Origin of the sequence: Lentzea aerocolonigenes (assembly GCF_000955955.1) — a bacterium.
Lineage (GTDB): Bacteria > Actinomycetota > Actinomycetes > Mycobacteriales > Pseudonocardiaceae > Lentzea > Lentzea aerocolonigenes_A.
On the sequence record NZ_JYJG01000254.1, the window covers coordinates 1 to 16,834 of the forward strand.

Annotated in this window: 19 protein-coding genes; 10 read left to right on the plus strand and 9 right to left on the minus strand. The window is 68.9% G+C overall.

Going from position 1 to position 16,834, the window contains the following annotated elements:
* Positions 1 to 31: 31 nt before the first annotated feature.
* A complete protein-coding gene (locus UK23_RS30005) occupies positions 32 to 769 on the minus strand; it encodes a carbonic anhydrase family protein (protein WP_082115081.1) in 738 nt (245 codons plus the stop codon).
* Between the two features lie 138 nt (positions 770 to 907).
* Between UK23_RS30005 and UK23_RS30010 the strand changes: the two genes are divergently transcribed.
* Complete coding sequence (locus UK23_RS30010; RefSeq protein ID WP_045315040.1) at positions 908 to 2,149, plus strand: serine hydrolase domain-containing protein; 1,242 nt, start codon at positions 908 to 910, stop codon at positions 2,147 to 2,149.
* A complete protein-coding gene (locus UK23_RS30015) occupies positions 2,149 to 2,499 on the plus strand; it encodes an MmcQ/YjbR family DNA-binding protein (RefSeq protein WP_045315041.1) in 351 nt (116 codons plus the stop codon). Before UK23_RS30010 ends, UK23_RS30015 begins: the two co-directional genes overlap by 1 nt.
* On the opposite strand, the gene UK23_RS30020 is transcribed toward UK23_RS30015, so the two are convergent.
* Positions 2,496 to 3,413: a YncE family protein gene (locus UK23_RS30020; protein ID WP_045315042.1), complete on the minus strand. Its 918-nt coding sequence runs from the start codon at positions 3,411 to 3,413 to the stop codon at positions 2,496 to 2,498. The two genes, UK23_RS30015 and UK23_RS30020, sit on opposite strands and share 4 nt — an antisense overlap.
* A gap of 73 nt (positions 3,414 to 3,486) precedes the next feature.
* Positions 3,487 to 4,344 (minus strand): MBL fold metallo-hydrolase, encoded by an 858-nt coding sequence (locus UK23_RS30025; RefSeq protein ID WP_045315043.1) that lies wholly within the window; start codon positions 4,342 to 4,344, stop codon positions 3,487 to 3,489.
* 82 nt (positions 4,345 to 4,426) lie between these two features.
* On the opposite strand from UK23_RS30025, the gene UK23_RS30030 reads away from it, so the two are divergent.
* The 3 genes from UK23_RS30030 (at position 4,427) to UK23_RS30040 (ending at position 7,270) form a co-directional block, all read left to right on the plus strand.
* The gene (locus UK23_RS30030; RefSeq protein WP_045315044.1) at positions 4,427 to 5,254 is read left to right on the plus strand and encodes a LysR family transcriptional regulator; all 828 of its coding nucleotides are present in this window, start codon (positions 4,427 to 4,429) and stop codon (positions 5,252 to 5,254) included.
* Positions 5,255 to 5,327: 73 nt separating this feature from the next.
* A complete protein-coding gene (locus UK23_RS30035) occupies positions 5,328 to 6,719 on the plus strand; it encodes a fatty acid desaturase (protein ID WP_045315045.1) in 1,392 nt (463 codons plus the stop codon).
* Positions 6,716 to 7,270, plus strand: coding sequence for a TetR/AcrR family transcriptional regulator (locus UK23_RS30040; RefSeq protein WP_045315046.1), 555 nt, complete (start codon positions 6,716 to 6,718; stop codon positions 7,268 to 7,270). Before UK23_RS30035 ends, UK23_RS30040 begins: the two co-directional genes overlap by 4 nt.
* On the opposite strand, the gene UK23_RS30045 is transcribed toward UK23_RS30040, so the two are convergent.
* Positions 7,259 to 7,669, minus strand: a complete 411-nt coding sequence (locus UK23_RS30045; RefSeq protein WP_045315047.1) for a MarR family winged helix-turn-helix transcriptional regulator — start codon at positions 7,667 to 7,669, stop codon at positions 7,259 to 7,261. The two genes, UK23_RS30040 and UK23_RS30045, sit on opposite strands and share 12 nt — an antisense overlap.
* Before the next feature lie 56 nt (positions 7,670 to 7,725).
* Here UK23_RS30045 and UK23_RS30050 point away from each other — a divergent pair, with 56 nt between their 5' ends.
* Positions 7,726 to 8,373, plus strand: a complete 648-nt coding sequence (locus UK23_RS30050; protein ID WP_045315048.1) for an alpha/beta fold hydrolase — start codon at positions 7,726 to 7,728, stop codon at positions 8,371 to 8,373.
* On the opposite strand, the gene UK23_RS30055 is transcribed toward UK23_RS30050, so the two are convergent.
* Genes UK23_RS30055 through UK23_RS30065 form a run of 3 tightly spaced genes read right to left on the minus strand, consistent with a single transcriptional unit; the run spans position 8,370 to position 10,444 of the window.
* On the minus strand, positions 8,370 to 8,762 hold the full coding sequence (locus UK23_RS30055; RefSeq protein ID WP_045315057.1) for a hypothetical protein: 393 nt from the start codon (positions 8,760 to 8,762) through the stop codon (positions 8,370 to 8,372). The two genes, UK23_RS30050 and UK23_RS30055, sit on opposite strands and share 4 nt — an antisense overlap.
* Before the next feature lie 42 nt (positions 8,763 to 8,804).
* Positions 8,805 to 9,455: an ABC transporter ATP-binding protein gene (locus UK23_RS30060; RefSeq protein ID WP_045315049.1), complete on the minus strand. Its 651-nt coding sequence runs from the start codon at positions 9,453 to 9,455 to the stop codon at positions 8,805 to 8,807.
* A complete protein-coding gene (locus UK23_RS30065) occupies positions 9,452 to 10,444 on the minus strand; it encodes an ABC transporter permease (RefSeq protein ID WP_045315050.1) in 993 nt (330 codons plus the stop codon). Before UK23_RS30065 ends, UK23_RS30060 begins: the two co-directional genes overlap by 4 nt.
* Positions 10,445 to 10,578: 134 nt before the next feature.
* Here UK23_RS30065 and UK23_RS30070 point away from each other — a divergent pair, with 134 nt between their 5' ends.
* Together UK23_RS30070 and UK23_RS30075 are read left to right on the plus strand one after the other, a co-directional pair.
* Positions 10,579 to 11,772, plus strand: a complete 1,194-nt coding sequence (locus tag UK23_RS30070) for a sensor histidine kinase (RefSeq protein WP_045315051.1) — start codon at positions 10,579 to 10,581, stop codon at positions 11,770 to 11,772.
* On the plus strand, positions 11,769 to 12,410 hold the full coding sequence (locus UK23_RS30075; protein WP_045315052.1) for a response regulator: 642 nt from the start codon (positions 11,769 to 11,771) through the stop codon (positions 12,408 to 12,410). The genes UK23_RS30070 and UK23_RS30075 overlap by 4 nt, the downstream gene beginning before the upstream one ends.
* 1 nt (position 12,411) lies before the next feature.
* Here UK23_RS30075 and UK23_RS30080 read toward each other — a convergent pair whose 3' ends face one another.
* Both UK23_RS30080 and UK23_RS30085 read right to left on the minus strand, forming a co-directional pair.
* The gene (locus UK23_RS30080) at positions 12,412 to 14,100 is read right to left on the minus strand and encodes a hypothetical protein (RefSeq protein WP_045315053.1); all 1,689 of its coding nucleotides are present in this window, start codon (positions 14,098 to 14,100) and stop codon (positions 12,412 to 12,414) included.
* A 72-nt stretch (positions 14,101 to 14,172) separates the two neighbouring features.
* A complete protein-coding gene (locus UK23_RS30085; RefSeq protein WP_231114740.1) occupies positions 14,173 to 14,703 on the minus strand; it encodes a class I SAM-dependent methyltransferase in 531 nt (176 codons plus the stop codon).
* Positions 14,704 to 14,769: 66 nt separating this feature from the next.
* Here UK23_RS30085 and UK23_RS30090 point away from each other — a divergent pair, with 66 nt between their 5' ends.
* Positions 14,770 to 15,945 (plus strand): SGNH/GDSL hydrolase family protein, encoded by a 1,176-nt coding sequence (locus tag UK23_RS30090; RefSeq protein ID WP_045315054.1) that lies wholly within the window; start codon positions 14,770 to 14,772, stop codon positions 15,943 to 15,945.
* Positions 15,946 to 16,194: 249 nt separating this feature from the next.
* Positions 16,195 to 16,749, plus strand: coding sequence for a DUF4232 domain-containing protein (locus UK23_RS30095; RefSeq protein ID WP_045315055.1), 555 nt, complete (start codon positions 16,195 to 16,197; stop codon positions 16,747 to 16,749).
* Positions 16,750 to 16,834 lie beyond the last annotated feature (85 nt).

Consider the following 16,834-nt stretch of genomic DNA (forward strand, 5'->3'; position numbering starts at 1 on the left):
TGGATGAAGGTTCCCTTCATCGAGAACCAGATCAGATGCGCGGGACCTCGACGAGGGTGCGGCCGTTCAGGGGCTGGGTGGCGCGGGCGTTGCCCGCGGTGAACAGCCCCTTGAAGCGCGCGATCGTCGCGGCCGTGACGTGCTGCTCACCGGCCAGGTACCACTCGACGCCCTCGGTGAAGGGCGCCGTGGTGAGCGAGCCGGTGTAGTGCAGCGTGTGGTGGTCGAAGGCGGGCAGCAGCCGGTTGAGGTTGATCTGCCCGATCTCGACCGGGGTGCCGCATTCCGGCGCGAGCTTGGCCAGCACGTCGTCCACGACCGAGTGCGCGCCCACGACCAGCGGGACGCCGACGACGAGCAGCTTGCCCTCGGCGCTGCGGTGGACGAGGTGCATCTCGAGCGGGGTGTGGCGACCGTTGAACGCGTGCTCGGACGGCGTGTGGAAGTGGAACTGCACCAGGTCGTACCGGGTGCCGGCGACGGTGACGTGGCCCGAGCCCTGCTCGACGTCCGCTTCCTCGGTCTCTTCGTGGTCGCGGGCCGTGCAGCCGTTGGGCTTGTCCGCGTCCTTGCGGATGTACTTCAGTTCCAGCGCGGAGTTCCCGTAGGTGACGTCGAGCTCGGGCGCGTTCGGGTCGAACCGGATCGCGCCGGGCATGACGTTGACGGGACTCTGCTTCGGTGTCCCCGACTCAGCCGGACCGGCCGCGAAGAACGACGCGGCGAGCACCAGCGGAAGAAGAGCCGGAAGGGACCGTCTTAGGTTCATTGGCTCACTTTTCACCCGATCGAGTGAAAAGGAGCAGAAGTGTGGCCACGCTCTCACGGTTCCGGAATTCGTTCCGGTCTCAGGGAAAGCCCGAGAAGCCTTTCCACAAGGCGGAATTCATCGTGAAAGGATCGTCGGATGATCCTGGGGGAACTCGTCGAAAAATACGACATTCCGGGCGCACAGGTGGCCGTTCTGGACAATGGCGACATCCACGACGACGCAGCCGGCGTGCTCAGCACCCGCACCCGAGTCGAGACGACGACGGACTCGGTGTTCAAGGTCGGCTCGATCACCAAGCTCTGGACGGCCACTCTCGTGCAGCAACTGGTGCTGGAAGGCGCGCTGGACCTGGACCGGCCTGTCAGGAGCTACCTGCCGGACTTCCGGCTGAAAGACCGCGAGGCTGCGGACACCATCACCGCCAGGCACCTGCTCACCCACACGAGCGGCATCGCGCCCAACCACTTCACCGACACCGGCGGCAACATCGACGCGATCGAGAAGTTCGTCGCCACTCTCGCCGACGAGGAACACCTCCTGCCGCCCGGCACCCTGCACTCCTACTCCAACACCGGGTTCACCGTCCTCGGCAGGCTCGTCGAAGTGCTGCGCGATCGGCATTTCCACGACGTTCTCCGCGAACGCCTGATTACGCCATTGGGTCTAAAGGCAATCGCCACCGACACGTACGAGGCGATCCTGCACCGCACCGCGATCGGACACGTGAAGACAACACCCACGACGAAATGGGCAGTTTCGTACAAAACGACACCCAGTGGCTCACATCTCGCGATGAGCGCCCACGAGCTGCTCACGTTCGTCCACCACCACCTCACCGACCCGACGCTCGCACCACTGCGCGACCACCAGCTCGACGTCCCGGACTTCGGCGGCGGCGTCGTCGCCTGGGGCCTCGGCTGGATGCGCTACCCCGGCGGCATCGTCGGCCACACCGGCGTCTCCAAGGGACAGAAGGCCTTCCTGCGCGTCGACCCGTCAGCGAACCGAGCGGTGGCCGTGCTGACCAACAGCACCAACGGCGATCCCCTGGCACACGACGTCTTCACCGCGGCCGGCCTCGACCCCACCCCGATTCCCCTGCCACCGACCAACCCAGAGCCCGTCGACGACCGCATGTGCGGGACCTACCGCAACCCGCTGCACGACATCACCCTCACCCGCACGTCCCTGACCTACCAGCCGCGCAACGAGCTCGCCGCGTCGTTCCGCGGCACCACGCCCGTCGAGGTCGTGAAGCTCAAAGACGACGCGATCATCACGACCGGCACGCACGAAGTCATGTCCCTGATCGGTTCCGACGAGCACGGTCGCGCGAAGTACCTGCACAACGGCGCCGCGGCGTACAGGATTGCCTGATGGTCACCGTCGCCGACATCCGTGCCGTGGCGTTGTCGTTGCCGCGCACCACCGAACACCTGATCCGCGACCGCGTGAAGTTCCGCGTCGGCCAGATCGTCTACGCGGCCCTCTCCCGCGACGAAACCGTGCTGGGCTTCGGCTATCCGCGCGAGGAACGCGAGGCCCTGGTCGCGAGCGACCCGGTGAAGTTCGCGTTCCCCAGCGAGTCCGACATGCGGTTCCAGTGGGTGCACGCCTCGATGGCCGAGCTCGACGTCGAGGAGATGACCGAGCTCGTCATCGGCGCTTGGACGATGTGCGTGCCCAAGAAGGTCATCCGCGCCCACCTCGGCGAGGACTACCTTTAGTCAACACTGAAGCTATAGAGCCAACCGTCGCGCAGCTCGGCGAAGACTCCGTCGCGGTGCGCGACGGGCCAGAATTCCTCCACCAGCCCGACCAGCGCCCCGCGCAGGGGATCCCAGATCTCCAGCCCCGCCTCGCCGACCACGTACAACGTTCTGTCGTACGCCCACATCGGTCCGGCCACGCCCGGCACCAGCCCTACCGGAGGTCCGGCCGACAGGTGGCGCTCGACGTCGTAGATCTCGACGCTGTCGATCGTGGGGTGGCGTTCCCGGGTTCGTTGAACCGCCACAACTCCTGACGACAGCCACGCCACGGGCTGGTCCCACGGGTAGTCGCGGAACGCCAGGTAGGTGCCTTCCGGTTCGCCACCGGACCGCACCCACTCGTCGACGTCGACGACCGCGGGCGCACCGTCCGGCTGCCACAGCCACCGGTGATCGACGAACCACCGGCCGCACGGGCTCGCGGTCAGCCTCCCGTGGTACTCGTCGAACTCGGTATCCCGCTCGGTGAGCACGGCACCGGTGCCGAGGTCGATCACGTCGAGCCGGCACACACCCGTGGCCGCGACCACGCGGTCGCCGGGCAGGAACGCGATGGGGAACGGCGTGGTCGTCGCCGTGTGGACGTGGTCGCGGTCCAGGCTCAGCACCACCTCCCCGGACGCCAGGTCGACCACCACACCCAAATTGCCGTAGTCGTTCACCACAGCGGCATATCGGCCGTCCGGTGAGGTATGCAGCGCGGGCACCGCGTCCCGCCACGCTTCGTCGCCGTAGTCCTCGACGATCAGCGGAGGTGGGCAGAGCAAGCCCGCGTCGAGTGCGACCAGGCCGTCCGCGGTCCGCGCGAGCCACCCGCCGGGTAGCGGCGCCAGGCACCGGTCGCTGAGAAGTTCAACATCCCACGGCACCCTTTGCCGTGTACCAAAACCATCTTCCATGATGGTCACGAGAGTGAGGCGCGGGCCAGCAGCCGTAAAGCGATTATTCAGCGCACAGACAACCGACGCCGCGCTCGATCCACTCCTGCCCGGCCCACTCGGGGTGCCGCTCGACCAGCACCGCCCGCACCTCGGCCACGACGTCTGGCGAGTTCCGCCGGCGCCAGGTCTCGTCGCGAAGCTCGCACAGGTAGTCCCGGACACCGCCCAGCACCTCAAGACCACCAGCAGTTCCGTGCCCTGGCACGACAATCCGAGGCGCGGCAGCGATCAGCCGGTCCATCACCGCGATCCACGCCACCCCGGACACGTCGGTGTCGTGCGGCGGGAACCACGGGAAGATCGCGAACTGCCCGGTCTCCGCCAGGTCGCCGGTGAACAGCACACCCGCGTCCGGCACCTCGATCACCTGGTCCCCCAACGTATGACCGCGCCCGGTCGGCCTCAGCACGACCGAACGACCGCCGAGATCGAGCGTGTGCACCCCGTCGAACACGAAGTCCGGCACCGGCACCGAGGCGCCATCCAGCCGCGCGGCAACCGCACCGCCGAAGCCGCGGAACATCTCCAGATAGCCGGATCCCTTGCGCCGCAAGTCATCCGCCTGCGCCCGGTTCACCACGTACGAGCCGGCGAACACCGAAGCCCCGAACGCGTGCTCGGGATGAAAGTGCGTCGTGGTCAGATATATCCGCCGCCCCCTGGCCACTTCGGCAGCGAACTCCACAACGCTGGAAGCGTTCGAGACACCAAGTCCCGTGTCCACCACGAGAACGGAGTCCGAACCGCCGATCACCCCGATGTTCGGCACGAGGCCGACACCGGAATTCGGGATCACCACCACATCGGGAGCGACCTCGACAGCGCCGGAAACCTGGACGACGGGGTCAGGAAGGTTCATGCCCCCACTCCACCGCCACACCCCGCCACGAGTCCAAGACCAAGAACGCAGACCCGATACCCAGCGAGTATCGTGCCTGTTCATGGAGCTGCGAACCCTGCGCTACTTCGTCGCGGTCGCCGAGGAGCGCCACTTCGGCCGAGCCGCCCAGCGCCTGCACATGAGTCAGCCACCGCTGAGCCGCGCGATCAAGCAGCTCGAAACCGGCCTCGGCACGACGCTGCTGCACCGCTCCCCCGCCGGCGTCACGCTCACCGAGGAAGGTCACACCCTGCTGCGCGAGGCAAAAGCCTTGCTGGAGCACGCCGATCGCATCAAAGCATCCCTCGCGAAGTCGACCATCACCGTGGGCATCCTCGGCGACGACAGCGCCGCCAAACTCGCGAAAGCCTTCCGGGACAAGCATCCTGACGTCGAGATCCGGATCCGCGAAGCCGACCTGACCGACCCGACGTGCGGCCTGCGCACCAGCCAGGTCGACGTCGCCCTGACGCGCGGCCCGTTCGACGCGAGCGGCCTCAAAACCCTGGTCCTGCGCCAGGATCCGATCGGCGCGGTCCTGCGAGCGGACGACCCGCTCGCGAACCGGAAGAACCTCACCACAGACGACCTGGACGACCGCACCTGGTTCCAGTTCCCCGAAGGCACCGACGAGATCTGGCAGAGCTTCTGGAACGGCGGCAAACCCCGGCAGGGCCCCACGGTCCGCGCGGTGCAGGAGTGCGTCCAGTCCGTGCTCTGGAACGGCACGGTCGGCCTGGCGCCGCTCGGCCACGACCTCGGCAGCGAACTGAAGGTCGTCAGGATCCAGGACCTGCCACCCAGCCCGGTCGTGCTCGCCTGGACCGAGGACGGCCCGCTGACCAGGTCGTTCGTCGAGACAGCGGGCCAGGTGTACCGATCCACCTGACTTTACAACCGGCGCCCTCTTGTCAAACCCGTTTTACATCTCCTACGGTTTTGTAAAACGGGAGGAGCGCGCGATGACAGGCACCGTGACACCTGGGTCGACCGAGCAGTGGAGGGACGGCAAGCGCTACCTGTGGCTGATCGGCCTGGTGGTCCCGTCACTCGCCTTCGTGGCGCTGGGCATGCACGCGCTGACCGGCTGGGGCATCTGGCTGTGGACCGGCCCCGTCGTCGTGCTCGTCATCGTTCCCGCCATCGATCTGCTCGCCGGCCTGGACCGCTCCAACCCGCCGGACGAGCTGATCGAGGCGCTGGAGCAGGACCGCTACTACCGCTGGATCACGTTCCTGTTCCTGCCCATCCAGTACGCGGGCTTCCTCACGGCGTTCTACGTGATCGCCACCGGTGATCTGTCCGTTGTGGACAAGATCGGGCTCGCGGTGTCGATCGGCGCCATCGGCGGTATCGGCATCAACACCGCGCACGAGCTGGGGCACAAGAAGGAGAGCCACGAGCGCTGGCTGTCCAAGATCGCGCTGGCGCAGAGCTTCTACGGCCACTTCTACATCGAGCACAACCGCGGCCACCACGTGCGGGTCGCGACGCCGGAGGATCCCGCCAGCGCACGGGTCGGCGAGAGCTTCTACCGGTTCTGGCCGCGCACGGTCGCCGGCTCGGTGAAAAGCGCGTGGCGGCTGGAGAAGAAGCGCTACGCACGACGCGACCGGCACCCGTATCGCATCGGCAACGACGTGCTCAACGCGTGGCTGATGTCCGCGGTGCTGTGGGGCGCGATGATCTGGTGGCTGGGCTGGGGAATCCTGCCGTACCTGGTGCTGCAGGCGATCATCGGCTTCTCGTTGCTGGAAGTCGTGAACTACATGGAGCACTACGGCATGCTGCGGCAGAAGGTCGGCATCCCCGGCCGCGTCCGGTACGAGCGGGTGAACCCCAGCCACAGCTGGAACTCCAACAACATCGCCACCAACGTCCTGCTGTACCACCTGCAGCGGCACAGCGACCACCACGCGAACCCGGTGCGGCGCTACCAGACCCTGCGCGACTTCGAGGAGTCGCCGGTGCTGCCCACCGGCTACGCAGGCATGATCCTGCTCGCGCTGGTGCCGCCGCTGTGGCGCCGCGTCATGGATCCGCGCGTGCTCGGCCACTTCCACGGCGACATCGGCCTCGCGAACATCCACCCGCCGAAGCGGGCGAAGATCCTGGCCCGCTACCCGCAGCCGAACACCGCCCACCACACCGCGCAGGAGACCATCACCACGCTCGACGGGGACGCCGCCGGTGGCCGTTGTCCTGGCTGTGGTTACGTTTACGACTCCACGGTCGGTGCGCCTCGCGAGGGGTTCCCGGCCGGCACACCGTGGTCGGCCGTGCCCGACTCGTGGTGCTGCCCCGACTGCGGGGTGCGGGAAAAGGTCGACTTCGTCTCCATCGGAGCCCCATGACACTGCACGACGACATCGTGAAGGTGACCGCCAGGCTCATCACCGAGCAGGGCTGGCAGGCGGTCACCATGTCGCGGCTGGCGGCCGAGCTGAACGTGAGCCGCCAGACCGTCTACAACGAGGTCGGCGCCAAGCCCCAGCTCGCGGAGGCGGTCGTGCTCGCCGAGCTCGACCGCTTCCTCACCGTCGTCACTGCTGCTTTCGACGAGCACCCGGACGACGTGCTCAAAGCGATCAACGCCGCCGTCCGTGGCGTGCTGGAACTGGCCCAGGACAACGCCTTGCTGCATGCCGTGGTCTCCGCGACGCACGGCGCGAACACGGAACTGCTGCCGCTGCTCACCACCCACACCGACGGCCTGCTGGACGCGGCGAAAACCGTTGTGTCGCGGTCGTTGAAGACCTACGAGCTGTCGCTGAAGCCGAAAGAGCTCGGCATCGCGGTCGACCTGATCGTCCGGCACGTGCTCAGCCACGTGATGCAGCCGTCGAACGAGCCGAAGAAGACCGCCGACGCCGTGACCTGGGCAGCCGCGAAGCTACTGGCCTAGTGCGGCGGCCAGCAGGTCGCCCAGCTGGTCGAGTTGCGCGGCGGACAGCGCGCTGAACGACTGGTCGGTGATCGCGTCGACCAGCTCCTGCCCCTCGGCCCGCAGCCGGGCGCCCTCGTCGGTGAGCTGGTGGCGCACCGCCCGGCCGGGCCCGGCGATCCGCTCGATCAGGCCGCGCTCGGCCATCCGCACCGCCAGCGAGCCGAACGACTGGTCGGTCTGGAACGTCAGCACCGCGAGGTCGTGCAGCGAGGCGTCCGGCTGCCGGTGCAGGTGGCGCAGGGTGTCCCACTGCACCAACGAGAGGCCGAGCGGGGCAAGGGCCTGGCTCAGCGCGCGGTGGTGGCGGTGTTGCAGGCGCTTCACGGCGAGCGCGACGTCGGCGGCACGGTGCTTCACAAGCGATGAGCTTACCCATCTTGCTTAGATAAGCATCCTTATCTAAGGTTGCTTACATGACCTTCCTGTTGCTGCACGGCGGCGGCGGTGCCGCGACGATGACCAAGTTCGCCGAGTTGCTGGCCGGGCGCGCCGAGGTGCTGGCGCCGGTTCATCCCGGGTTCGGCGGCACGCCGAAGCCCGCGTCGCTGACCGGAGTGACGTCACTGGCCCAGCACTACGTCGCGATGCTGGACGAACGCAGGCTCACCGGCGTGACAGTGCTCGGCAACTCGTTCGGCGGCTGGCTCGCTGCCGAGATCGCGCTGCTCGGGAGTCCGCGGGTGAGTCGTGCGGTGATCGTCAACGGGATCGGCGTCGAGGTCGAGGGTCACCCCGTGACCGACATCAGCGGGTTCACGCTCGCCGAGATCCAGGCGCACTCGTGGCACGACCCGTCCAAGGCACCCGTTGGGCCGAGTCCGGACGTGCGGGCACTCATCGGGTACACCGGGCCGTCGATGTTCGATCCGACGCTGCTCTCACGGCTCGCGGACGTGCGGATTCCCGTGCACGTGCTGTGGGGCGAGAGCGACCGGATCGTCGACCCCGAGTACGGCAAGGCTTACGCCGCCGCGATTCCGGGGTCGACGTTCACGCTGCTCCCCCGCACCGGTCACCTGCCGCAGCTGGAGACGCCGCAGGAGCTGCTCGCCGCGCTTTAGAACTGATCGCCGCTGGTCAGCTCGTGCTCGATGGCGTCGGCGCGGGCGACCAGGAGGGTGAGCGGCCGCTCGAACTCCTCGCGGATGCTCAGGTCCTCCAGCGGTGCCGTGTGCTTGAGCAGCGCGAGCCCGTCCACGACCGCCGCGCCACCGATCTCCGGCGCCCCGGCCAGTTCGAGGAAGCGGCGCAGGTCCACGTCGTCCGCGCGGCCGACGGGCGAGGAGATCTCCACCCACGCCTGGCCGTCCGTGTCGGGCAGGTGGTGCACCGAGACCTGCTGCGTCCGGTCGCCCGAGGTCTCCAGGCGGAACCGCAACCACTCGTCGGTCTCCTCCAGCACCTCGTGCCGGACCCGGACATAGTTGATCACTTCGGTCCACGACGTCACGCGGCACACCGTAGCGTCCGAAACCGCGCCGCACCGGGATCTTCACGCCGGTCGCAGCCTCCCGTCATGAATCGTGACCACGGCGTCGGCCGCGGTGAGGTGACTGCGGTCGTGCGTCACCAGGACCGTGGCCGTCCGCTGTGCACGGGTGAGCGTCGTGATGAGGTCGATGATCGCGGCGCCGCGCTCGTGGTCCAGGGCGCTCGTCGGTTCGTCGACGAGCAGGACGGCGGGCTCGTTCATCAGCGCGCGGGCGATGTTGACGCGTTGCCGCTGGCCGCCGGAGAGCTGGTGCGGGCGTCTTCCCGCCTGGTCCGCGAGGCCGACCGCGTCGAGCAGCTCGAGGGCCTTGCGCCGGTTTCGTGTCGCCATGACCTGCAGTTGTTCCGCGGCGGTGAGCGCGGGCAGCAGGTTGGGCTGCTGGAAGACGATGCCGATGCGGCGGCGGCGCAGGTCGGTCAGCTCGCCTCTGGTCATCTCGCCGGTCGGCGTGCCGTCGACGGTGACGGTGCCGTCGTCGGGCGTGACGAGGGTGGCGGCGACGGCGAGGAGGCTGGACTTGCCGGAACCCGACGGGCCGATCACCGCCGTCGTGGTGCCCACGGGGACGTGGAGATCGACTTGGTCGAGCGCGGTCAGCCTGCCGTCGCCGTCCGGGTAGGTGAGGGTGATGCCCTCGAGGGTGAGGCTCATCGGACGCTCCCGAGCGCGGTCAGCGGGTCGACGGTGACGACGCGGCGCACGGCCAGCGCGGCACCGAGCGCCCCGAGCAGGACGGTGGTGGCCGCCGGGGTGAGGACGGTCGCGGGTTCGAGCAGGAACGGCACGGTGTCGCGAACCGCCGTCCCGATCTCGGCGGCGAGCGCGGTGCCGATGGCGGTGCCGGTGACCAGCAGGATCAGTGCCTGGCCGAGGGCGTCTGCGAGCAGGGTGGCCGTGGAGGTGCCGAGTGCTTTGAGGACGGCGATGTCCGCGCTGCGCTGGATGGTCCAGACGGTGAAGAAGGCGCCGATGACGAGTGCGGAGATGACGAACAGGAACCCGCGCATCAGTTGCAGCGAGCCGTTCTCGGACCGGTAGGAGCCGATGGCCTGGAGCGAGTCGGTCGTGGTGACGGTGCGGGTGCCCGCCTTGGCGTCCGTCGCGCTGACGTCGGCGTTCTCGGTCCTGAGGACGATGACGGTCGCGGGGGTGGTGAGGCGCGTCCACACGACGGGGGTGTGGCTGAAGTAGGCGTCGCCGCGGACCTGTGCGACGGTCAGGGTCTTCCCCGCGATCGTGATCTCGTCGCCTGCTCCTGCACCGAGCTCGTTGGCCGCCGGAGCGGACAGCGTCACGGAGTTCTCCTCGGCGTCCGGAGTGGCGAAGACGGTGACCGCCGTGCTCCGGCTGCCGCTCGCGGCCTTGGTCGTGCTGATGCCGAGTGGCCCGGCCTGCAGCACGCCTGGTGTGGCGGCCCAGATCCGTTGCTGCTCCTCGGTGATGGTGGAGTCTGAATAGGACGGTCCGCCGAACACGATGTGGTCGGCGGGCAGGTCGGTGATGGCGGACACGTTCTGCCTGCCGAGGCCGGCGGTGAGCCCGGACAGCAGGCCGACCAGCAGGGTGATGAGCACGATCACGACGCCCATCAGGGCGAAGCGGCCTTTGGCGAACCTCAGGTCTCGCAGTGCGACGAACACTGTTGGCCTTTCTCTTGGGGACGTTCGAACTGTCGTCGTTTCGGCCGTCACCTCACATCTGGCCAAAGAGGACACAGAGGTTGTGTCTTTCGACAGAGGCCGAGTTCTCGCGGTGTACCTATGCTGGGAACACTGTGGACACGCTCACTCCGACCAGCCGCGTGCTGACCTGGTGCCTGCACTTGCTGGTCATCGGCCTGCTGGCGCTCACCGCGGTGAAGGCCGCGACCCCGGCCGTGGTGGCGGTCGCCGTGGTGATGGCGCTGGTGTACGCGGCCGGTCCCGTCCTGGTGCGCACCTCCCGCCGGGCGGCCCTGTGGTCGGCCGCTCTCGGCGTTGCGTGGGTGGTGCTGCTCGTCCTGTCCGCCGACGCCGTGTGGCTCGCCTTCCCCTTGTACTTCCTGCAGCTGCACCTGCTGCCACGCCGCGCGGGCCTCGTCTCGGTCGTGGCGACCGCGGCCGTGGCGATCACCGGCTTCTCCGCCCACTCCGGCACGTTCACCCCGGCCGTGGCGATCGGACCGGCACTCGGCGCCGCGGTGGCCGTCGCCGTCGTGTGGGGCTACCAGGCCCTCTACCGCGAGAGCGAACGCCGCCGCGCGCTGGTCGAAGAGCTCGTCTCCACGCGCGCTTCCCTGGCTCAGGCCCAGCACAACGCAGGCGTCCTCGCCGAACGCGAACGCCTGGCGAGCGAGATCCACGACACCCTCGCCCAGGGACTGTCCAGCATCCAACTCCTGCTCGTGGCCGCCTCCCGCGCCCTGCCCGCAGACCCGTCGAAAGCGGCGGGCTACGTCGACCAAGCCCGCCGCTCAGCCGTGGACAACCTGGCCGAGGCCCGCCGCTTCGTGGCCGCCCTGGCCCCGCCCGCCCTCGACGGATCTTCGTTGGCCGACGCACTGGAACGCCTGTGCGCCACCACCTCCGCCCAGCACCAGGTGATCGTCCGCTTCCACCTGACCGGCGACCCGTCTCCGCTGCCCGCCTCATTCGAGGCAGCCCTGCTCCGCATCGCCCAGTCGGCCCTGGCCAACACGGTTCGCCACGCCCAGGCCCGCACCGCGGACGTGACGTTGAGCTATCTCGGCGACCAGGTGGCCGTCGACGTGGTGGACGACGGCACGGGTTTCACCCCGGCCGACGAGCACACGGGCTTCGGCCTGCCCTCCATGCGGACCCGCGCCGAGTCGCTGGGCGGCACGTTCGCGGTGGAAAGCGCGCCCGGCCAAGGCACCGCGCTGGCCGCCCGGCTGCCGCTGCCCGCCGAGAACGTTCCCGAACGCCGCCCCACCACACGACTACTGCCCACCACCGGAGACGTGCGGTGACCGACCAGCCCATCCGTCTTCTCCTGGCCGACGACCACCCGATCGTCCGCGCCGGCCTGCGCGCAGTCCTCGAAACCGAGCCCGGCCTGGTCGTGGTCGCCGAAGCCGAGACCGCGGAAGCCGCCGTCGCCCGTGCCGCCGAGGGCGACGTCGACGTCGTGCTCATGGACCTGCGCTTCAAGGGCGGCATGACCGGCGCCGAAGCCACCGCCGCCATCACCAGCCGGGCCGGCGCGCCCCGGGTCGTGATCATCACGACCTACGACACCGACGCCGACACCGTGCCCGCCATCGAGGCCGGCGCCACCGGGTACCTGCTCAAGGACGCGCCGCCGGAGGAGCTCGCCGCCGCCGTGCGCTCGGCCGCGGCCGGGCACACCGCGCTCGCGCCCGCCGTCGCGGACCGGCTCGTGAACCGCCTTCGCACTCCGGGCACCGGGCTGACCCGGCGCGAGGCCGAGGTCCTCGGCCTCGTCGCGGACGGGCTGTCCAACCAGGCGATCGGCGCGCGCCTGCACCTCACCGAAGGCACGGTCAAGTCGCACCTGGCCCGCATCTACACCAAGCTCGGCGTCGGCTCGCGCACCGCGGCCGTCGCCGCCGCCACCGACCTCGGCATCATCGGTTCGCGCAGGTGATCTAACGGCGGCTGTAACCCCACCGGGTACGGCTCGCAGCGTCCTCCACGCCGGTGAAGCCCTCGTTCGGCACGAGCTCGTCCTCGCCGAAGTCGATGTCGGTGTCGTCCGCGGTGCCGCCGATGCCATCAGCACCAACGGAGAACATCGCCCGTGGATTGCCGCCCTGGTCCATCAACGTGTCGTGCGCGTTGAACTGGTGCTGGTGCCACGACCCGGACAGGTGCCCCAGCTCGTGCGCCGCGACGTTGCCGAGTGCGCGGCCGACGAACCGGATCCTGTCGCTCCCGGCAGCCAGGTAGGTGTTGAGCGAGACGGGCGAACCGGCAGGCTGGCTCAGCAGATCGAGCTGCACCATCGCGGTCTCCTCGTGCCCGAAGTTGCCGGGATCGATGGACTGCGCGATGGCCACGGTCTCCACACCGGACTCGGCGATCGTGCCGCCGATCACCAGCCGGCTGACGTTCTGCTGTCCCCACGGGTCGGCATGGTCACGACTGTTGAGCAGCCGCACACCGAACCTCCCGTGCAGTGCCAGGTTCTCCCGGATCGTGTCGACCGCGACCGACACGACCGCGCCCTCGTCCTTCGAGGACAGACCCCAGGCCGTCAAGAACCGCGACAGCGGCGAGAGCTGCTTCTCCCCCGGCGACCCCCACACCGACGTGTCGACGAGAGCACCGTTGAAGTCCACGAACACCGTCTGCAAAGCCTCTTCGCTGCCAGGCCGGAACGCCTTGACGGTCAACGCGTACTGCCCGGCGCCGTCCTCGACGCCGACGTAGTAACGACCGTCGCGCGGCGCCACGAAATCAGCGACCGCGTTGCCGCCGCCGGGCAACGGACTCTCCTCCGGGTACACACCGGAGAAGTCCTGCTGCGAACCCATCACCTCACGCCCGCGGCTGTCGTGCACCGCAACCCTGCGCGCCGCACCCACCACCGACGCGCCGAGCACGTCACCGGCCTTCAACTCGACGCCGAAGAAGTCCTTGTCACCGCGACCTTCTCCGGTCGCGAGCGTCAGTTCGTAGGAGCCGGAGGTGTTCTGGGCGCCGGACACGCGCACGAAGTAGTCAGCGCCCACGGCGAGCGAGACCTCAAGACGAGCGTCCGTGCTCACACCGACCGTGTCGTTGGACGCGATCTCCTTGCCGGAAGCGTCGAAAACCGTCAGCACGGTGTCGAGATCACTGCCGTCGGTGCGAGTCACCACCGAAGTGAGCCCAGCACCGCGTAGCCGGTAGAAGTCCTGGTCCTGACCAGAAATCCTGCCCGCAGTGCGGAGAGCACGGTGTGCAGTCCCAACGCCCGTGGCACTCGCAGTTGCTTGCGTGTCATTGGGTTCCGCGAACTCCGGAACCACCGGCATCGTCGGATCCGCGAGCAACGACCCGGTGAACAAAGCACTGCGCCGGAAGCCCGTGACCTCGGCCGTCCACGGACTGTCGTTGCGGCCGCGCACCGACGCCGGTTCCCGTTCGGCGTAGGTCTGGTCCGGTGCCGAGGCGCTGAGCACCCGCGCCCTGGTCCGAGCCTCCCGCGTCCTCGAAGCCTTCGCCAGGTCCACCCGGCCGGGATCCGCCAGGAACGCCAGCACCGGGTCCGGCGAGAACGGCGCCGGCGCCGCGACGGCGGTCTGGCCGCTCAGCACCAGCGCGACGACGGCGACTGCTCCCAGTGAACGCATGCATCCCCCTGCCGAGTAGATCAACCAGACCTACACCGTCAGCAGGAGGCAAGACCAGAGGTTCTGGCCGAATCAGGACAGGTGGACCGACACGGCGTAGTTCCCGTTCCGGAACTCCTCCCGGTCCCACGTCGCGAACCGCTCGACGAGCCGCAGCCCGGCCGCGGCACAGTGCGCGTCGTACTCCTCGACCGTGTACCCGCGATCCAGGCTGAACCCGGCGACCAGCAGCTTCCCGACGTGCCGCGCCACCCCGGCGACCAACGCGCCCTGCGTCCCCGGCTCGGTGAACAACGGCACGTTGCCCGCCATCACCACGACGTCGAACGTGCGCCCCAGATCGAGCAACGCCAGGTCGGACCGCACCCAGGTGATGTCCGGGGCCTGCTCACGCGCATAGGCCAGCATCGACTCGTCCAGGTCCGCACCGACGACCTCGATCCCGTGCCGGGCAAGTTCGATCGCCACCCGCCCGGTGCCACATCCGGCGTCCAGCACCGACGACGGCGCGTAGGCGCGCACGAACGCGGCCTCGCCGTGCACGTCCATCCCCGACTCGGCGAGCGAGTCGAACCTGCGCTGGTATTCAGCCCCGTTCCACACGAGCGGAAGAATAGACCCGCAGATCGGCGGATACCGCACCCGTGAGAGCGCTGCCAAGGTCGAGGTATGACACGCTTTCTGCTGGCAGTGGCGTTGTTCGTGGCAGCGGCCTCGCCCGCCCAGGCCGCACCCGCGAGATGGGTCGGCACCTGGGCCACCGCGCCGTCCTCGGCCGTACCGGGAACGGACAACGGCTACCCGAACTTCTCGATGCGCAACATCGTGCACGTCAGCGCGGGCGGCAAGGAGATCCGCGTCCGCCTCTCCAACGCCTACGGCCGCGCGCCGATCCAGTTCGGCGCGGTGACCGTGGCCCGCGCGGCCGGCCAGGACACGCCCACGGCGTTGCCCGGCACCATGCGCACCCTCACGTTCGGCGGCTCCACGTCCATCACCGCCCCGCCCGGCTCCGACGTCATCAGCGACGGTGTGCACCTCGACGTCCCGGCCGACTCGGACCTCCTGGTCAGCGTCTTCACCCCGTCCCCAGGCGGCCCGGTCACGCACCACAGCCTCACCATGCAGAACTCGTACTTCACCCGCGACGGCAACCGCACGTCCGACGAGTCCGGCGCCGCCTACAACGAACGCACCACCGCCTGGCACTACGTCTCGGGCGTGGACGTCCGCACGACGACGTTGCGGGGCAGCGTGGTCGCCCTCGGCGACTCGATCACCGACGGCGCCAACTCGACCTGGGGCGCGAACCTCCGCTGGCCCGACCAGCTCGCCGACCGCGTCAACACCCGCCTGGGCGTCCTGAACGCGGGCATCAGCGGCAACCGGCTGCTCCTCGACAGCGACTGGGCGGGCCCGAACGCGTTGTCCCGGCTGAACCGCGACGTCCTCACCCAGACCGGCGTCCGCTCGGTCATCGTCTTCGAGGGCATCAACGACATCCAGCAGACCCCGCACGAGACCGACCCGGCCAAGATCATCGCGGCGCTTCGCCAAATCGCCCAACGCGCGCACGACCGCGGCCTGCGCGTGATCGGCGCGACCATCACCCCGTTCAAGGGGTGGAACAGCTACACCAGCGAGCTGGAAGCCGTGCGCCAGGCCGTGAACACGTTCATCCGCGGCAGCAAGGACTTCGACGCCATCATCGACTTCGACGCGGTGATCCGCGACCCGGCGGACCCGCAGCGCATCCGGCCCGACTACGACCAGGGCGACCACCTCCACCCCGGCGACAAGGGCTTCGAGGCGATGGCGAAGGCGGTGAAGATCGCCGCGCTCTGAATGGTTGATTCCAAGGAGCCGGCTCTGTTGGCGTCTGCGAGGACTCCCCGCACAGTTTCGCCCGGTATGTCCCCTACCGCTGAAGCATGCCCGACAAGTCGATGATCACGTCGTGGAACGAGAGGACTGCCGCAACGTCCTGTGAATGGGAGCCATGAACCGGCCACCCGATCGGGCGGCGGAGGTTTACGACGCTCCCCGTCCGGGCTATTCGATGGTGATCAACACCAGTGTCTGAGGGGTTAGCGAATGCGTGTCACGATCCTCGCCGCCGTTCTCGTGGCCGGCCTGGCCGCCTGCGGGCCGTCGGCGCAGACGCCGGCTGCGCAGAGCCAGTCACCGTCCCCGACCAGCACCGCACCGACCTCCGGGAGCGACAAGCAGAAGCCCGCGGTGGACGTGAAGCTGACGATGCAGGGCAAGCCCGGCCTGGGCCTGCTGGCCGCGACGAACCAGGGCAAGGCCCCGATCACCTTCCAGGGCTGGCCGAAGCTCGCGTTCACGAACCCGGCGAACCAGCCCGCCGCCATCCCCGTGGAGCAGAAGCTGGTGCCGGGCGAGGGGCCGTCGATCACGCTGCAGCCTGGGCAAACGGCGTTCGCGGGGGTGCAGTTCGACGTGGACGACGCCAACTCGTTCGCGATCAACGAGATGACCGCTGAGCTGCCGGGTCTGGTGCCGGCGAAGGTGCAGTTCATCGGCACGGACGGCCAGCCGATCGCCGACCTCGGCAAGCTCAAGGTGAGCGAGGCCAAGGTCGGCACGTTGCAACCGGTCACGCAGGGCGTTCTGGTGTTCGACTGAGCAGTGCGCCGGGCCGCGAGCAAGCGGCCCGGCGCAGACTGCTAGTGGAACGTTGCCGGGAATTCGCGGTCAGGCGGACGGATCG

Coding starts and splice junctions, on each gene's coding strand:
- UK23_RS30005 (WP_082115081.1), bottom strand. CDS start 769: ATGAACCTAAGACGGTCCCTTCCGGCTCTTCTTCCGCTGGTGCTCGCC.
- UK23_RS30010 (WP_045315040.1), top strand. CDS start 908: ATGATCCTGGGGGAACTCGTCGAAAAATACGACATTCCGGGCGCACAG.
- UK23_RS30015 (WP_045315041.1), top strand. CDS start 2,149: ATGGTCACCGTCGCCGACATCCGTGCCGTGGCGTTGTCGTTGCCGCGC.
- UK23_RS30025 (WP_045315043.1), bottom strand. CDS start 4,344: ATGAACCTTCCTGACCCCGTCGTCCAGGTTTCCGGCGCTGTCGAGGTC.
- UK23_RS30030 (WP_045315044.1), top strand. CDS start 4,427: ATGGAGCTGCGAACCCTGCGCTACTTCGTCGCGGTCGCCGAGGAGCGC.
- UK23_RS30035 (WP_045315045.1), top strand. CDS start 5,328: ATGACAGGCACCGTGACACCTGGGTCGACCGAGCAGTGGAGGGACGGC.
- UK23_RS30040 (WP_045315046.1), top strand. CDS start 6,716: ATGACACTGCACGACGACATCGTGAAGGTGACCGCCAGGCTCATCACC.
- UK23_RS30050 (WP_045315048.1), top strand. CDS start 7,726: ATGACCTTCCTGTTGCTGCACGGCGGCGGCGGTGCCGCGACGATGACC.
- UK23_RS30060 (WP_045315049.1), bottom strand. CDS start 9,455: ATGAGCCTCACCCTCGAGGGCATCACCCTCACCTACCCGGACGGCGAC.
- UK23_RS30080 (WP_045315053.1), bottom strand. CDS start 14,100: ATGCGTTCACTGGGAGCAGTCGCCGTCGTCGCGCTGGTGCTGAGCGGC.
- UK23_RS30090 (WP_045315054.1), top strand. CDS start 14,770: ATGACACGCTTTCTGCTGGCAGTGGCGTTGTTCGTGGCAGCGGCCTCG.
- UK23_RS30095 (WP_045315055.1), top strand. CDS start 16,195: ATGCGTGTCACGATCCTCGCCGCCGTTCTCGTGGCCGGCCTGGCCGCC.